Source organism: Chitinophagales bacterium, assembly GCA_016787225.1.
Taxonomy (GTDB): Bacteria; Bacteroidota; Bacteroidia; order Chitinophagales; family JADJOU01; genus CHPMRC01.
In genome coordinates this window covers 35,254-53,333 of sequence record JAEUUY010000006.1, presented here as the reverse complement: position 1 = coordinate 53,333, position 18,080 = coordinate 35,254, and the positions used below count along the sequence as shown (strand labels likewise).

General features: G+C 38.0%; 9 protein-coding genes and 1 tRNA gene. 3 read left to right on the top strand and 7 right to left on the bottom strand.

The genetic code is table 11. From position 1 onward, the window contains the following. The first annotated feature begins 108 nt into the window (after nucleotides 1-108). On the top strand, nucleotides 109-9,306 hold the full coding sequence (locus JNL75_01215) for a choice-of-anchor L domain-containing protein (protein MBL7788433.1): 9,198 nt from the start codon (nucleotides 109-111) through the stop codon (nucleotides 9,304-9,306). A gap of 60 nt (nucleotides 9,307-9,366) precedes the next feature. On the opposite strand, the gene JNL75_01210 is transcribed toward JNL75_01215, so the two are convergent. Together JNL75_01210 and JNL75_01205 are read right to left on the bottom strand one after the other, a co-directional pair. Then, a complete protein-coding gene (locus JNL75_01210) occupies nucleotides 9,367-9,954 on the bottom strand; it encodes a DUF502 domain-containing protein (protein MBL7788432.1) in 588 nt (195 codons plus the stop codon). A gap of 64 nt (nucleotides 9,955-10,018) precedes the next feature. Continuing rightward, complete coding sequence (locus tag JNL75_01205; GenBank protein ID MBL7788431.1) at nucleotides 10,019-13,339, bottom strand: leucine--tRNA ligase; 3,321 nt, start codon at nucleotides 13,337-13,339, stop codon at nucleotides 10,019-10,021. Nucleotides 13,340-13,537: 198 nt separating this feature from the next. On the opposite strand from JNL75_01205, the gene JNL75_01200 reads away from it, so the two are divergent. Together JNL75_01200 and JNL75_01195 are read left to right on the top strand one after the other, a co-directional pair. Further along, nucleotides 13,538-14,239, top strand: coding sequence for a phosphatase PAP2 family protein (locus JNL75_01200; GenBank protein MBL7788430.1), 702 nt, complete (start codon nucleotides 13,538-13,540; stop codon nucleotides 14,237-14,239). Between the two features lie 46 nt (nucleotides 14,240-14,285). After that, a tRNA-Val gene (locus JNL75_01195) sits at nucleotides 14,286-14,360 on the top strand. Between the two features lie 93 nt (nucleotides 14,361-14,453). On the opposite strand, the gene JNL75_01190 is transcribed toward JNL75_01195, so the two are convergent. The 5 genes from JNL75_01190 to JNL75_01170 are packed head-to-tail and all read right to left on the bottom strand — an operon-like array spanning nucleotide 14,454 to nucleotide 18,080. Continuing rightward, nucleotides 14,454-14,606, bottom strand: coding sequence for a hypothetical protein (locus tag JNL75_01190; GenBank protein MBL7788429.1), 153 nt, complete (start codon nucleotides 14,604-14,606; stop codon nucleotides 14,454-14,456). A 60-nt stretch (nucleotides 14,607-14,666) separates the two neighbouring features. Next, nucleotides 14,667-14,891, bottom strand: a complete 225-nt coding sequence (locus JNL75_01185; protein ID MBL7788428.1) for an MscL family protein — start codon at nucleotides 14,889-14,891, stop codon at nucleotides 14,667-14,669. Between the two features lie 26 nt (nucleotides 14,892-14,917). Then, nucleotides 14,918-15,877: a M28 family peptidase gene (locus tag JNL75_01180; protein MBL7788427.1), complete on the bottom strand. Its 960-nt coding sequence runs from the start codon at nucleotides 15,875-15,877 to the stop codon at nucleotides 14,918-14,920. Between the two features lie 2 nt (nucleotides 15,878-15,879). Then, complete coding sequence (locus tag JNL75_01175) at nucleotides 15,880-17,655, bottom strand: 2-oxoacid:acceptor oxidoreductase subunit alpha (GenBank protein ID MBL7788426.1); 1,776 nt, start codon at nucleotides 17,653-17,655, stop codon at nucleotides 15,880-15,882. Nucleotides 17,656-17,663: 8 nt separating this feature from the next. Next, a complete protein-coding gene (locus JNL75_01170; protein MBL7788425.1) occupies nucleotides 17,664-18,080 on the bottom strand; it encodes a hypothetical protein in 417 nt (138 codons plus the stop codon).

The window sequence follows — 18,080 nt, the reverse complement described above, 5'->3', positions numbered from 1 at the left end:
TTTAGCATTTATTATATTTGTGGTTGAGAAAGGAGATAGACTATGAATTTCCAAAAAATATTCCTTTGGGTTCTTGTTTTTTTTTCACTACATGTGAAAAGTCAGACTATGAGTGTCACTCCCAATCATACAGCAACCCAGTTAGCTAGTAGGTTAATAGGAAGGGGAGTTATACTGCCAGGTACAGGCATGAGTTTGAACTGCAACACACAAGCTAATGGAACTTTTATAAATGTAAATCCTACGCCAAATTTAAGTTTAGCCATAGATACAGGGATTGTCTTGTGCACTGGTCGAGTACTGACGGTGAGCGGCGATACAGGCATTAATGCAAATCGATTAGCGCAGGCTAGTAAGAATTGGGGCAATACAACTACGGATGCTCAGATAACTTCATTAGCTGGAAGCGCTGCTATACAGAGAGATCTCTGTTTTTTGCAGTTCCACTTCATACCACAGGGCGATACAGCATTTATAGATTATGCTTTTGCATCGGAGGAGTATCCTGAATATGGCTGTTCACAATACGTAGATGCTTTCGGAATTTTTGTCTCGCCTCCCGCTAGCACTAGTTTTACAAATTATGCTAAAGTGCCTGGAACCAATGTAAATGTTTCTACCAATAGTATTAATGATACTATGAAGCAAACGGGGTGGACAAATTATGTGAACTATTGCCAATCTTTGGGTTCAGGAGCTCCATTCATACAGCATTACACAGGAAATTTAGTTAATAATCATATTGTCTATGATGGAATGACAAAAACGTTAAGGGCAGTAATTCCTGTTTCACCTTTTCAAACGCATACCATGAAAATAGCTATAGCTGATATAGCAGATGGCTTTTTCGATAGTGGTATATTTTTAAAACAATACAGTTTTACTTCAAAAATTAAGCTAGAAATTACTGAGAAGAGAGGCACGAATGGAGTACCTACACCAGATACTATTAAACTAATTGAAGGATGTAACCCTGGAGTTATCCGTTTCTCCAGATTAGCTACTACGTCTCCTATCACGGTCAATGCCAGTTTTTCAGGATCTAGCTCAGCGAATGATTATACTGCTGCAGCTTCATTTACTATACCTACAGGAAGTTCTACCTTTTTGTATAACATTCAGGCTATTTTAGACTCACTCAAGGAAACGCCTGAATCATTGCGAATTGTATTTTCAGTGCCTAGTATTAACTATTCAGATACTGTTTTAATCATTATTCGAGATTTTGCAGGTGGTATAAACATTTTCGGAGGTAAACGTGATACTTCAGTGTGCGCAGGAAGAACATTGCCATTATTCTATACCACTACAGATAATAGCTATAATTTTACTTGGTCCCCCGCTGCTCGGTTGACCTGCACCAGCTGCTCAAATCCTATATATACAGCACCCAATCTCACAGTATTTACTACAGATACTATAAAACTTCGCATATCAGCGGTGGGTTGTCCTGCCTCTGATACACCAATTTTAGTGCGTGTTCAACCATTTCCGATCCTGTCACTCAATCCAAATCTGGCTTATTGTAAGGGAGATTCGGCTCAACTGCAGGTAACACCTAATCCTTTATCTAGTAATTATACCTATTCTTGGACTCCAGCCTCATGGTTGTCTTCTACTACTATTTCCAATCCGATAGCTAAACCACCAAGCACGCAGACATATAAGGTAGTGGTATCCACTTCAGGTGGTTGTCGTGATAGCGCTATTAGTCAAGTTAAGGTTTCGATCATACGTGATGAAATAGATTCGCTCATTGCAGTTAAAACATCGTGTGGTATCAATAATGGGTCTATTCGCATCAAGGTAAAAACTGGGTCTATTTCGAATCCACCTTATCAGTATTCCATTAATGGTGGAGTCAATTTTGTAGCCAGTAATGTGTTTAATGGACTGGCTGCAGGAACATATAATCTCGCTATTCGAAATGTAGCGGGCTGTAGAATCGATACAACCATAGTTGTCTCTGTTGGCACCTCTGCTCCGTCTGCTAATTTTGTTATTGATAGTACCTCCTGTGGATTAAATAATGGCAGGGCAAGAATTATATCAAAATCTGGTGTAAAACCAATAACTCAAACGTGGAGACTTGGCACTACAGTTATTTCAACAGATACATTTATAGATAATAGACCCAGCGGATTATATACACTCAATATACAAGATAGTTTGGGTTGTTCTATACAATACATGATTCCTATTGGTGCGAGTAGTCCCACTTCCACCAGTCGAACTGTCAGTCAACCGAACTGTGGTTTAAATAACGGAGTCATTACAATTATACCAAGCGGAGGTGTTGCGCCATATCGATATTTATGGAGTACAGGTGATACTGTTAGTATCATCTCTAGCAAAGGATCTGGCACCTATGTGCATACTTTAACCGATGCGAAAGGTTGTATCCAAAGAGACACCATTGTACTGAATTCATCCAATGGAATACAGGTGACAAAATCTTCAACTATCTCTACATGTGGACAGTCCAATGGCTCAGCTACTTTCAATGTAGTTAGTGGTGGCACTAGTCCGTATATTTATACCTGGAGCAACGGTGTTTCAACAACTGCTATTACAAGTGCAAACCATTCTATCAGTGGTCTCATTATGGGTTGGTATCGAATAACTATTCAAGATGGTGCGGGTTGCATTAGGATAGATTCTGTATATGTAAATGGAACTTCGGCTGTATCTCTCAATATTGTCAAAACGAACACAAATTGTGGTTTGCCAAATGGTTCCATAAATCTGCAAGTAGTATCCGGGAAAGCTCCATTTACTTATTCATGGTCAGGAGGTGCCTCTACCGCTTCAAGAACGAACTTGATATCTGGACTTTATGTAGTCACTGTTACAGACTCAAATAACTGCTCTGTAGTCACCGGAATAACATTAACGAATAATTCACTACCAACAGTGACCACCGCTCCTGTGCGTCCTACATGTAATTTAAACAATGGAAGAATAGCAGCTACGGTCATTGGGGGCAAGCCAAAAATTACTTATAGCTGGAGTAATGGCGATACTATTAGTTCAATAAGTAAATTAGCCCCAGGAATTTATTCACTAACTGTAACGGATTCCTTTGGATGTCAATTCATAAAAAGAGATACCCTAGAAGCTATACCAGCAGTAGACTTTACAGATAGTGTAATACAACCCGCTTGTCATAATTCATTAGGTTCTATTTTTCTTCAAAATATTTCTGGACCAACCCCAATCAACATTATATGGAGCAATGGATCTACTGCTACATCCTTAGTAAACCGAACGCCTGGAATCTACTCCGTTATGCTAATCGATACGAATAAATGCAGGAAATGGCGTAGTTTCAATCTAGCACCTAAGTCGGACCCAAACATTATATTTGACACCAAAAATGCTATGTGTACAGATACAGTGGGCCGTATTCTAACAAATGTGGTCAACGGTAAATTACCTATAAAATATGCTTGGAGTTCTGGTGATACCACGAGAGATATTGTAAATAAACCTAAAGGCTTTTATACCTTAATTATAACTGATTCCCTTGGTTGTAAAGATACTTTGAGTGATTCTATTCGCAGGAGACCATCGCCTACCTATTCGGATAGTTTCAAACCTGCTCGCTGTGGGTTGCATAATGGGCTAATTCATTTGTATAATTTATCCGGTTCTGGTCCATTTAGTTTTTTATGGTCACATAGTGATACAACAACAACAGGATTTGTCCGCTTCTTGCCCATGGGAATATATACTGTAGCTATAAAAGATGCCAATGGATGTGAAGTAAAGGACACTTTTAATCTTAATTCAAATGGTGACATACTTGTAACCTATGACATTTTTCGGTCGAAGTGCAAGGACTCAACAGGTAAAATTGCATTAACCTTCTATAATGGTACCCCACCATATACTATCAGTTGGTCAAATGGAGATAAAGGACTAGTGGCAGATTCATTAAAATTTGGCACTTATGGCTTAAGTATTCGAGATAGTTTAGGATGTACTTATTGGGATTCTATTAAAGTGAGAGATAGTACGAATATGAGAATGACTTTCGACATCACAAAGACACGATGTGATAGTCATACGGGAAAGGTTATTACAACACCTAATTATGGATTTGCTCCTTATAAATATCAATGGAATAGATTTCCAAAGGACACTTTTGCTATTATAGATTCGTTAGAGGCAAAGGAATATAAACTACAAGTAACAGATTCGCTTGGTTGTAAATATGATACCGCGGTGCAGATAGAATATACACACTATCCAATTATAAGAGATTCAGTAGTAATCGAAACATGTATTGGAGGCAACGGGGAGGTTCATATTAAAATAGATAGTGTCATTCAGCCAATAACCATACGATGGAATGGAGTAATAGATTCTGTTTATAAGAAAACTGGCTTGACGGGGGAGCGAAGCTTTAGTGTCTTCGTAATCGATTCACATAAATGTAATGTAACAGCTAATATAACCTTACCCAAAAATCCAACACAGTTTCCAAGTTTAGGAAAGACGCCTCCACCTTGTGGACGAAATCTCGGATCGCTGGAAGTATTTGGAGATAAACTCCATAGTTTTATTTGGAGTCCAGGCGGTAAGACTAGTAGAAGGATAGATTCGTTAGCTCCTGGTCTTTATGCCGTGACGGTATCGGATAGCAACGGTTGCACCTTTACTCTCAGAGATACATTAGCATATACCATATCTCCTCAAACTATTTATTTAAAGACTAGACCAAATTGTGGTAAGTCAGACGGAGCTATAACGGGTGTGGCCATTTCTACTGTAGGTGGATTAGAATATGCATTTCGAAAATTACCGAACCCATTTAGTTCGAATGTGCCATATCAAGGGGCTATAGAAATGTTTAACTTGGATTCAGGCTACTATGTAGTGAGGGTGAAAGATGGATATAATTGTGAAACAATAGATACAATTTATTTAAAAGATAGCGCAGCACAAAAAATCAACTTAACTGCAACGAATGCTATATGCACAGATAACAATGGAAAGGTAAAGGTAAATATTACAGGGGGTAAGCCACCTTACACTATTCAGTGGTATGATTTCACGAACCTCGACACCATAGTATCCCTTTCTAGCGGAACTTATGCAATAACTGTCACAGATAATAGAAATTGTGAGGTAAAAGATAGTGCAGAGGTTAAGTTTTTCTTACCACCAGAGGTCAGTCTGCAAGGAGAAAATTCACTCTGCGGAAACGGAAAAGGTAAAATTACTACCACGGTGGGCTTTGGAGTCAAGCCTATTGTATATCAATGGCAAGGAAGCTCTATAACTACCAAAGATAGAGTAAACCTTAATGGAGGAAATTATTCTATGACTGTTACAGATAGTTTAGGCTGTCAAGATACAGCTTCGATTTTGATTTTAGCTCAACCTGCTTTAATAGCAAGTTTGAAAGGAAGCCCTGCGCATTGTGCGCTCAATAATGGTTCAGCTACTTCAATTATTACTTCTGGCAAACCCCCTTATAATGTAGTATGGAATGGAAGTTTCTCTGGATTGGCACTCGTGGGAAGTGATTCAGGAAGACAGATTTGCCATATTATTGATTCTAACAATTGCGAACGTAGAGATACGATTTATCTTTCACGAATTCCAAAAACGACTATATCTACCAGTATAGTTAATGATAATTGTACCTATAAGATGGGCTCTATCATATCCAGTGCATCGGGCGGAAAACTGCCATATACTTATGCATGGAGTCATAATGCCTCGCTTAATACTCCAATGGCTGCGAATCTTGGTGCGGGAAATTATACGGTCTCTATAACAGATAGCTTAGGCTGTCAGGCTTCAGAGATTCGTACTATTGGTGATTCAGCGGGTCCAGCTCTCGCATTAATAGTGACAAACGCTACTTGTGGTTTGAATAATGCTTCCATCTTAGCAAATGTAAGTTCAAACAAGCCGCCTATTACTTACTTCTGGAATAATGTTTTAGGAACTAATAACATCGCCAATATCAATGGAGGAAGATATATCTGTCGCGTAGTGGATGCCAGAGGTTGCGTAAAAAGCGATACAGTTACTGTGGATACTTCTAAACCTTTACTAGGCTCTTTTATAAAAAAGAATGCAAGTTGTAATATAAATAACGGATATATCAAAGTCAATATGACAGGAGGCACGGGTAGCCGCTTATTTACATGGGCACATACTATTACAAATTCCGATTCTATAAGAAATCTCAGTCCAGGAACCTATAAATTAACCGTAACGGATAGCAAGGGTTGTGTCTGGTCAGACTCCATTGTGATAAATCAGCAAGGCTTCCCGAGTGTGAATCTTATAAAATACGATGCCAAGTGCCGGTTGCCAAATGGAAGATTGAAAGTTTCAGTTAGTAATCATGCTAGTCGGATGAGTTATATATGGAGCAATACAAATACTGCCGATTCTATTTCTAATTTAGTGCCAGGAAGTTATAGTGTAACGGCAAATGACGGATATGGTTGTAATGTGGCAGCCACTATCCAACTTGGAAATATTGGAATGGATTCGATTCGGTTTAATATTTTTCATCCACGTTGTATGGTAAATAATGGACGCGCTAAAGCTATTGCCGTAAATGCTTTAGGCAATGTTACATATAACTGGAGCAACACATCCACTATAGATAGTATTCATCCATTGGCGCCAGGCTCATATACCGTCACTGTTTCGGATAGTCTTTGTACACATACTAAATCCGCAAATTTAGTTATGGGCACTATACCGAAGCTAAATCTCATAAAACAAGATGCTTCATGCAATATCAATAATGGAACGATAACTACGAATGTCACACAAGGTACTCCGCCAATGAGTTTTAAATGGAGCAATAATATGACGCCTGCAAATTTATTCGGTGTGGATTCCGGTACCTATAGCGTAGTGGTTACAGATAACTATGGTTGCAAAGATAGCAGCGCTATTTATGTAGCGAGAATATCTGGTATGAATATTAGCTTCACTACTACGAAATCAAAATGTGGATTAGCTAATGGATCAATTCAAGGTTTGGTATTGGGAGGTGTACCAGGATACGACCTCACGTGGAATACAGGAGATAAGACAGCAATTATTTCCAATCAAACTGCTGGTAAGTATTGGTTATCAGTGAGAGACATAAATAATTGTGTTCATACGGATACCGTCATACTTGAAGACCGCAAAAAACCTCTAATTGTTGAAACTAAAATTCAGGCGGTCTGTAATAAAGCCAATGGTGCTATCAAGATAAATATACAGGATGGTACAATGCCATTTAGCTACCAATGGAGCAATGGTAAAACAACGAAAGATCTTGATAGTTTGGCAGTAGGTATTTATAGGATTACGGTTACAGATTCTCTAGGTTGTACAGACATTAAAAATATAGATATAGACCCTGGGACACCTCCATATCTACATGCAGATTCTACGCGAAGCGAACAGTCTACTTGTGGCTTAAAAAATGGCAAAATGCAAGCACTTCTTATGCGTGGAGTAGAACCTATTACATATTCTTGGAGTACTGGTGATACGGGATCTAGAGTCAACCATATTCTTCCTGGTAAACATTATTTGACCGTAGTAGATGGAAGACAATGTATAGTCGTGGACTCTTTGATAGTATCAACAACGACCGTTCCTAAGATAAAATTGGATAGTACGGATGCGTATTGTTTGAAAGCTGTTGGACAGATTGTAACAACTATTACCGATGGCACTCCACCATTTATGTATCAATGGAGCCATGGCGCAATCACACAAAATGCCATGAATATTGCGTCAGGAAACTATAGCTTGACAGTTTCAGATTTTTATAATTGTAAGGATACTGCCACTACAAAGGTCTTGGAAGAAGTTAATTTAGTTCGAGCAAGTTATGATACATTTAGATTGAATTGCTTTAATGATAACTCGGGACGAGTCGTTTTGTATGCAACAGGTGGGCAAAAACCATATCTATATTCCATATCAACCTCTAGCTTGGATAGCGCATTTAATGGACTAAGTGCTGGGAAATATGATTTTACTGTGACAGATAATAAAGGTTGTGTATATCGCGATTCATTTATTATTACTCAGCCAGACTCCATTCATCTCGTATTTGACTCTATCAAACCTCTGACCTGCTATAATAGAAACGATGGCATGCTACAAGTAACTGCCAATGGCAGCAATGGCAGCTTTAATTATTTATGGACGCCTTCGAATCAGACTACTAATAAAGCGATTAATCTAGGAGATGCGGCCCATAAAGTCGTGGCTACAGATGCCAAAGGTTGCAGAAAAGAGCTATCGCATACTTTTATCAATCCTGCTCAAATACTTGTCAAATCAATTATTACGCATAATGCATGTCATGGTGAATCTAAAGGTGCCATTAGAATAGAGGCATCCAATGGTGTCAAGCCTTATAACTATGCCTGGTCAAACGGGAACACCTCGAGCAGTCCTAGTCAACTGGGTTCTGGTGTTTATCGCTTAACTTTGACAGATAAGGTAGGCTGCGTCATTTTAAGAAATGATACGGTGACCTCGCCAAAGAAACTTTTTCCTGGAGAGCCTATACCTCTAGACCAAGCTTGCAGAGAGCAACTTTATGGAGAGGTGGAGATAAAAAATACCGAAGGTGGAGTCAGACCATATTCATTTAGTATAGATGGTGGCTTGACCTTTACCATGCGAAATAAATTTGATGAACTCAAACCAGCTAAATATCAAATACTCATAAAAGACTTCAATGGTTGTCTAGATTCTATTCAGACTGAAATAAAAGGATATCCGGTATTTAATATAAAGGCTTATCCAATAGACACGACTATAGCACTGGGAGAAAGCGTATTACTCGGCTTTGATGTCACAGAGGGAAGTCCTGACTTGGTTAATAGTATTCGTTGGGCTAGCTCAGATGGTCTTAGTTGCATAGATTGCAAAGAACCTTTAGCGACCACCTATGTCAGCAAAAATTATGCTGTAGAGGTTAAGTACAATCAGCGCTGTTTTGTTTATGATACCGTAAGAATAAAAGTCATAGATAGTAATGATCTTTATATCCCGAATTCATTCGCTCCTGCAGCTAGCAATGTCGAGAATAGAACATTCAGAATTTATGCAAATAAGGTAGTGCGAGCAGAGCTAATGATATTTAACCGCTGGGGAGAGAAAATGTTCGAGACAGAAGATGCTCATTTATCAGGATGGGATGGAATATATAAAGGAGAACCAGCTCCAATGGCAGTTTATATCTATTATGTGGAAGTCACATATCTCGGGGGTAGAAAAGTAGTACGAAAAGGCGATGTAACCCTAGTGAGGTGAGGATCTGATTATAAGTTAAAGGATTGGATTGTCTGCAATTATTTTATATATAAACAAGTCCTACTTAATCTCTCCATGGACAATACCCCCTGAAATGACAAACTTCATCAAATCTTTGACATCTTTCGTGTCAAGTGGAGTGAGTAAATCTCTGCGGACGAGTAAGAGCTCGCCAGTAAAAGCATAAGAAAGTGGAAAGTAAACGGAAACTAAGTCTGAACTGATATCATAGTTGGATACATCCTCAGAAGTGATGAAACCGATACGATGAATACCTTCTCCCACTCTAGCTAAAACCGGTTTTTCAAATTTCTTTTTATCTGAAGCGAAAGCACCTATGACATCTCGAATGGCTTTATATACTTCTTTGACTATGGGCACTCGAAGAAGAAAAGCTTCGAAACCTTTAAAAAGTTTTTCCATTAAAATATTGGTCCCTAAAAATCCGACAAGTATTAAGACGAGTAAAACGGTAATCAATCCTAAACCATAAATTCTAAATCCAAAAATGGAATGAAAGATTTCCTGCACAGGAGAGTCAATATTATTTAGAATAAGCCAAATAACATAAAATGTAGTTAGGACAGGAGCAGTGATAAATGTACCTCTTAGCAAGTAGGTTCCTGTTTCTTTTATTTGATATTTCATTATAATTTAGTAGTTAGTTTAAAGTCGCATTCGTTAGTTCACCGTATTGGTAATAATTTTTAAATTATACAACTACATTAATCATTCTGCCTTTTACGAAAATAAATTTCTTAATTTCTCTACCTTCTAGCCATTTCAATACAGTTTCATTTGTCATGGCGGCTTCCCTAGCTTGAGCCTCATCGATATCGGCAGCTAGGTTTATCTTGACTCGCATTTTACCATTGATGGATACGGGATATTCTATGGTGTCATCTACGAGATATTTTTCATCTACCGCAGGAAATTCTTCTACGATGATAGAGCCCGTTTTACCCAACTGAGACCAAATAGTCTCGGCAGTATGGGGCGCAAATGGACAAATAGCCTTTAATAGTGGCAGTAAAATATCTTGGCTCGATGTTTTCGCCGATGTCAATTCATTCACTGCTATCATAAAAGCACTCACACAAGTATTGAATGAAAAGTTTTCGATATCCTTGGCGAGTTTATCGAGAGTACGATGTAGCACTTTTAGCTCCTCTGTGGTTGCTCCAGTAGAGGTCATTTTAGAATTGCCATTTTCATCCAAATACAAATTCCAAAAACGCTTTAAAAATTTGGATACACCCTCTATCCCCGCAGTATTCCATGGTTTGGACTGCTCTATGGGACCTAGAAACATCTCATACATTCGAAAACAATCTGCACCATATTTATCGATAATATCATCGGGATTAACGACATTGTATTTGGACTTGGACATTTTTTCGATTTCCCAGCCACAGATATATTTCCCATCTTCTAATTCGAATTGGGCATTCGCAAATTCACTCCTCCATTTTTTGAAAGCTTCGATATCTAAAGCATCGTTTTCTACCATATTTACATCAGTTCGAATTGGTGTAACTTCGGTATCCTTTTTTATTAATCCTTTAGAGATAAATATGTTTTCATTTTCATTAGAACGATAAACAAACTGCGTTCTACCCTGTATCATCCCCTGATTAATCAACCTTTTGAAAGGCTCTTTATGTGAGACAAAACCTCGGTCGTAAAGGAAGTGATTGAAGTAGCGGGAATACAAAAGATGACCTACGGCGTGTTCAGATCCTCCTTGATACAAATCGACTTGCCCCCAATACTTAGCTATATTTTTCGATACAAATTCCTTGTCATTCTGTGGATCCATATAACGGAGGAAATACCATGAAGAACCTGCAAAAGCAGGCATAGTGTCTACTTCACGCGTATAGCCTTCTATTTCATGCACCCATTTTTCATTTCTAGCATTGGGCGCTTGTCCATCTTTTGAGGGAAGAAAAGAATCTACATCGGGGTTTAATAAAGGTAATTGAGACTTATCTAATGGATAAGGTATTTCATCTTTCCATAAAATAGGAATAGGTTCGCCCCAGTATCGTTGACGACTGAAGTTAGCATCGCGAAGTCGAAACTGCGTCTTGCGTTCTCCGATACCATCATCTTCCATTCGTACTATCACCTTGTCGAAGCCATCTTTCCAATTCAGTCCATTTATAAAATCAGAATTCTTAAGAATACCTTGTTTGTCTCCAATTTCCGATTTTTCTATTCCTTTTTTATCAAATATTTCGATAATCTCTATACCAAACTTCTCGGCAAATTTTCTGTCTCGCTCATCCTCTGCTGGCACTGCCATGATAGCACCCGTGCCGTATCCCATCAATACGTATTCGGCGATATAGATAGGAAGCAATTTCCCAGTGAATGGATGAATAGCATAAGCCCCCGTAAACTGTCCACTTACTTCTTTTTCGGCTTGTCTGTCTATATCCGATTTCGATTTACAATAAGCGATATATTCATTGACCTTCGTTTTATATTCATCGGTCACTATCTTAGAAACTATCGTATGTTCAGGTGCCATCACCATAAAGGTAGCTCCGAAGATGGTATCAGGACGAGTAGTGTAAACTAGTATGTTTTTTCTATTGGTTAGATATATTTTGTCTATCTTTGCACTATCGAGTATCGTCTTGGGCGTTTCAGAGAAGGATTCTAGATTTCTAGAAGGCATAGCTCCCTCGATTAAGAGGGAAGATTGTAGTCCAGTCTTCCCTTTATTTATTCTAAAGGTACTTAAGTTTATTTTTTTTCTTCCCTTTCTAATCTCAAATACAGCTACATAATTTGCTTTTCTTATTTGCTTAGTGAAAATTATAGTTGGAAGTCCTCGCAAGTTTACACCTCCGTATATGACATTGTCTGGTTTCAATAAGACATCCATCAATAGTTCGAAATCATAAGAATTTACGCTCTTTTGTCCACGTTTCTCTTCTAGACAGGTATTGCCATGACGCTCGAAAATATGCCTAACGGCGTAGTTGTCAATTTCAAATTGGTATTCTTGATTTAGTTTAATCCCAGATTTTTCAGATAAAATTTGAGAAAATGAATCATCAATTGCACCCAAGGAAAACGAAGTCTTGTCATTTGAATTATCATTCAATGCAGCCTCAATGAATACAATGAATGACCTATTGGTTACTAACGGAAAAGTAACTTGAGCTCCTGTAGATTTCCCTATCCAATTTCGTTGTTGATCTTTTAATGAATTGGAAAAATCTACTTCTTCTAGTCCCTGCAATAATCTATCGGCATAAGCTGTCATTCGCAGCGACCATTGTCGCATTTTCTTTTTGACTACTGGGTGATTTCCGCGCTCACTTCGCCCATTGATGACTTCATCATTTGCGAGTACAGTTCCTAAAGCCTCACACCAGTTGACTTCACCCATACTTGTATAGATGAGGCGATAGTTCATCAGAATATCACTTTTCTCTTTTTCAGAATAGTTTTTCCATTCTTCGGCTGAAAAGGCTTTGACTTGGTTATTGGTAAAGGCGGTATTGTTATAATTCCCATGCTCTTCGAAATGTCTTATTAAGACATCGATTGAATAAGCGCATAGGTTTTCATAACAATAAATAGAATTAAACATTTCGATAAATAGCCACTGCGTCCATTTGTAATATTCTGGGCTGCTCGTCACGACTTCTCTCGACCAGTCAAAACTTAGACCAATTTTATTGAGCTGATTCTTATAAGTAGCTATATTTTCCTTGGTGGTGTCTCTAGGGTCTTTGCCTGTCTCAATAGCATACTGCTCTGCAGGCAAGCCGAAGCTATCAAAACCCATGGGGTGCAGTACATTGAAACCTTTCATCCGCTTGAATCGTGCATAGATATCACTAGCTACATAGCCTAGTGGATGACCTACATGCAAGCCAGCGCCACTGGGATAGGGAAACATCTCTAAGACATAATGTTTTGGCTTAGAAATATCGTTTTCTATTTTGTAAATATCTTTATCTGACCATATTTTCTTAGCCGCCTGGTCTATCGCACTGGGGGAATACTGCATAGTTTGGTAAAAGATGACAAATGTACACATAATTTTTCTTCGTCAAATTATAAACGAAGGAAGAAAAATTATGTGGAACTTACTAACAACCAGTCAAAGAGATAAATAATTAGGGAAATACTAATAGAAAAGATATGTGCGAATTAAATTCATTTTTAGGATTTTTGTTTTATGGCTAAACATTCAATATTTTTTTACTTGTTATTTCAATCCATAATGACTTTGTACGGACAAAACTCTACATATTCTCTGAGTCTAGCAAGAGAAATTAGTTTTTTTGCCACAGGTCTTAGTTTCAATGCCTTAGGTGCCATACAGAGTAGAAATACTTCTGTATTAAGAGTAGAAGATATTGAAAAGCTCTCTCGCAATGTCTTAGATGGGCTAGATAGAACGGCGACTTATAACTACTCGCTGAAAGCGAAGGGAATGAGCGACAAGTTGCTCTTAGGTTCTTTGGTTTTGCCTACGACGATAATGCTTGACCCGAATCAGCGAAATCAACTAGGAGAAAAAACGACCATGTTGCTTCAAACTTACCTGATCAATGCGGGTAGTACTTTGCTTGTTAAATCACTAGTGAGACGTACCAGACCATTTGTGTATAATGAAAATGTGCCCCTCTCAGAGAAGCTAAAAGCGGATGCCCGCATGTCTTTTTTCTCTGGACATACTAGTTTCACGGCTAGTTCAGCATTTTTCACCGCATCTATGCTCACTGCCAATGGTCAAAATAAGAATTTAGCGCCAATAATATGGTCTAGTGCCGCTGTATTACCGGCTGTTCAGGGTTATCTTCGCTGGAAGGCGGGCAAGCATTTCCCTACGGATATTTTCATAGGATATGCTATAGGGGCTGGCTTAGGCTATCTAATTCCGAAAATACATGAAGGTTTTTAAATCTGGAATACAATTATTTTCTATATTTGCACACCTATTTTCTAAGGGGCAATTAGCTCAGCTGGTTCAGAGCACTACGTCGACAACGTAGGGGTCATTGGTTCGAATCCGATATTGCCCACATTCCAATTTTTTTTGCGTAAAGGGTTATTGATTCCCTTAGTACTCTTGCTGCTCAGGAGACAGATTCGCTTTCTACTTTTAAATCTAGTACCTACCTTTCATCTGCTCCTTCATCACCATCTATGATGGCTTTCACATCTGAGGTACAATGTTTACATTTGATAGCATCGACTGGAATAAATTCTCGGCAATAAGGACACTCTCTGCTTCCTTGTGCACGAAAATTGGCGAGTTTGAGTTTCATGATTACCTTGACTAGGGCAAATAGAACTGCAGCTTTAATGAGAAAGCCGATAAGCGTGTTTTAAAATTTTCCTACATGTATCTGCCCTTTTAAAAAGGGTACTGTAAGTCCTGACATATCTGGAACACCTCCTAAGGCAGCTATAAAATCCCCGATAATATCGGTAGATAGACTATCTACCACTGTAGAAAAGGCTGCACCGATGATAACTCCTAACGCTAGGTCAAACATGTTGCCACTCGTAGCAAAGAGCCGAAATTCTTCTAAATATTTTTTAATATACATAGGTAATATAAATTGATGTCAACTTATTACTTTTCCTTTTCTTCTTCTCCAAATTTTACTACTCTATTTTCATTAATTAATGAATAAAGGGCTAGAGTAATTCTAGCAGTAGTTCTATGCAAATATTCAAGGTATAGATTATCTAAATCATCTTTAACAGTTAGGTAGTATTTATCATTTTCAAAGTTGAAGGATGTAAGGGTTATACTTGGGACCTTAAGCACATTAAAGAATGGCTCATGCTCAAAGCTTTCACGAAATACATCGCCGTGAGCTAATTGGATAAATTCAGGATGTATATACCTATTAAGTTGGTTCATGAGTGTATTGGCAGAATCCTGAACACAGAGCAGATTTTGCCTACCTTCGAGGAAAGGTCGCCCCAGCATTTCTAGGTTAATTACATATTTAATGTCCAAGTAATCGTATTTCATAAGTGTATCGGCGAGAAAACCAGCACCTATCATATTTTTGTGTTTCCCAGAAGTGAAGGCAAAGATTATATTTTCACGAGGTTTGATTTTATTAAAGAAAAGCGCTAGCTGAAAAACGGCGGAGACTCCTGTGGCATTATCATTACCACCTTTAAAAAAACTATCCTTGGTAGTCCTATTTTTAGCCATTCCTAGATTGTCATAGTTAGCAGTAATAAGTATCGCTGAGCGTTTTCTCAGATTGCCCCGATAGAGTCCTACAATATTATATCCTGTTTTATTAGCATCTATTTTGTAGGGTATTCGATAATTATCAAAATAGGTTTTGATATTATATGCTCGCAACATACTTTCGAGATAAACAATGCTTCGTGAAATACTCTCTCGTTCTATGTCTCTTCCTTCAAATTGTGGACTGGTAAGTGTGGTCAGGATGCTTTTGGTAAAATTTATATTTTGTCCTTCTAGTATATCTTCAAACCCAATGTTTTGAGCAAAGTAAGAATTGTCTATAATCAATAGAAGGAAGAGCAACGTCTTTTTATGAATCATAGTTAATTCAGTATATCTGAAATCTTTACTGTTAATTCCTCTTCAAAAAATGGATTTCCTTTCAACTTATTGATTTTAAAAATTGGTTTTTTATAAAATGCTCCAAGATAATCAGCAAACTGACCATGATTGAGTTCTGGCACAATTATCTGGTCATAAGAATTTATTGTGGAAAGAAAGTTTTTAGGAAAAGGAAATATCCAATCTAAGTGTAAGTGGGCTATTTCATGAAATTGTTTAGCTAGTTCAGAGAAAGCTTCTTTGGTAGCTCCATAGGTAGAACCCCAGCTTAATATCAATGTCCCTTTTTCCGAACTGAATTTCTCTAAAACGCAATCTGGGATATATTCAGACATTTTCAGAATTTTTTGGTACCGTGTTTCTACCATCTTGTGATGGTTTTGTCCTTCATAGGAAATATGACCTGTGTGATAATCTTTCTCCAATCCTCCAGCGATATAGTTTACACCTGCTTGACCCAAATCTGTCCATGGTCTTACTAAGCTATCTTCAGATCGTGAAAAAGGCAAATCGCTCTTATAAAAATCAATGGTTCGAGCTTCGATGGGTGGTACTTCCCAGAGTTCACTGCCATTCGCAATGAGGGCATCACTCAATAAAAAAACAGGTGTCTGAAATCGCATCATCATTTCTATAGCTTGCAAAGTGGTATCATATGCGCTAGAGGGATTTCTTATGCTTACTACCGGCACAGGACAATCCCCATGTCGTCCCTTGATCACCATATTTAAATCCGACTGCTCTACCTTGGTAGGTAAGCCAGTACTAGGACCAGCGCGCTGCACATCTATAATTAGTAGTGGGATTTCTGCCATGTGGGCAAGACCTATAGTTTCTTGCTTTAGGTCTATGCCAGGACCAGATGATGCGGTAATCCCTATATTCCCTGCAAAGGCAGCACCTAAAGCCATGCCTGCTGCTGCGATTTCATCTTCGGCTTGTTTTACAATCACTTCTTTCATCTTCGTCTTAGCCAATTCATGAAGAATATCGGATGCAGGTGTAATAGGATATCCTCCAAAGAAAACATTTCGACCAAAAATTTTAGGAGCAGAAAGAATCGCTAAAGCTATTGCCGAATTTCCATTAATGTTTCTATAATAACCTTCTTTAAAATGAGCTTTATCATCTAATTTTTCAAGTGAAAACTCAATAGTTTCACCATAGTGAAAACCTTTCTTGAGAGCTACTTCCATCATTTCAAGTTGATCTCCCTTAAATTTATTTTTAATCAAATCTAGGGTTTTATCTATCGAAGATTCCAAAGCAAAAGCAAGAAATCCTAAAGCGAAAATATTTTTATTTTTATCCTTTGCTTTATCTTCTACTTTAAATTCTAGGAGTGCCTCTTTGGTCATACCAGAAAATGCTACTTCTAATTTTTTATTGGGAATAGCTTCTAGTTCTGACAAATCAAACCCTGCTAACTTGCAATTTTTCGTATCAAAGCCACTTGGGTCATAGATTAGTACACCAGTAGGTTTTAAGGTTTTGAAATACTTCTTAAGCGCTGCAGCATTAAAGGCAATGAATACATCAGATTTATTGCCAGCAGTATTAATTTTTTCACCACCATACTGAATTTGAAATCCAGATACGCCGCTAACTGTGCCTGCAGGCGCTCGTATTTCCGCAGGGAAATCAGAAAGGGTATTGAGGTCGAGATTTTCTAAAGCAACGTTATTAGAAAAAGCATTTCCTAATAACTGAATACCATCGCCAGAATCTCCAGCTAGGGTGACTACAAATTTATTCATCGACTAGTTTAGCAACAACAACAACTAGAGAATAGCCCGATGGCAACCAAGGCTGTTAAGATATAAGGAATAATTCCAGATGCCCCGACATAGTCTTTTGCTATGCGTTGTCCGCTAAACAGCTGGATTAAAAGAGCTAAACACAAGACAAAGCCCCATTCTGTAAACACACAGCAATAGCATTCACAAAACAAATAACAGTAAGTTGCGACTAACATCCAACCAGCAACGAATAATTCTTGAAGTGTTATCCAATAAAAAAGTGGAGTGATGATGGGCTTAAGAACTGTGTTTTCAAAAGCCGACTGAAACCAAGATAAATTTCCATTTCGATTGACAAGTTTATCTATTCCTGATTGTAAAAAAGTGATGACAAAAAATAGGCTTAATAGCCCTAAAATAATGGGTGTAGGAGATAAGTTCAT

Excerpts from the sequence above, each read along its gene's own strand:
- JNL75_01215 (MBL7788433.1), top strand. The coding sequence starts at position 109 with ATGAGTGTCACTCCCAATCATACAGCAACCCAGTTAGCTAGTAGGTTA.
- JNL75_01210 (MBL7788432.1), bottom strand. The coding sequence starts at position 9,954 with ATGAAATATCAAATAAAAGAAACAGGAACCTACTTGCTAAGAGGTACA.
- JNL75_01205 (MBL7788431.1), bottom strand. The coding sequence starts at position 13,339 with ATGCAGTATTCCCCCAGTGCGATAGACCAGGCGGCTAAGAAAATATGG.
- JNL75_01190 (MBL7788429.1), bottom strand. The coding sequence starts at position 14,606 with ATGAAACTCAAACTCGCCAATTTTCGTGCACAAGGAAGCAGAGAGTGT.
- JNL75_01185 (MBL7788428.1), bottom strand. The coding sequence starts at position 14,891 with ATGTATATTAAAAAATATTTAGAAGAATTTCGGCTCTTTGCTACGAGT.
- JNL75_01180 (MBL7788427.1), bottom strand. The coding sequence starts at position 15,877 with ATGATTCATAAAAAGACGTTGCTCTTCCTTCTATTGATTATAGACAAT.
- JNL75_01175 (MBL7788426.1), bottom strand. The coding sequence starts at position 17,655 with ATGAATAAATTTGTAGTCACCCTAGCTGGAGATTCTGGCGATGGTATT.
- JNL75_01170 (MBL7788425.1), bottom strand. The coding sequence starts at position 18,080 with ATGAACTTATCTCCTACACCCATTATTTTAGGGCTATTAAGCCTATTT.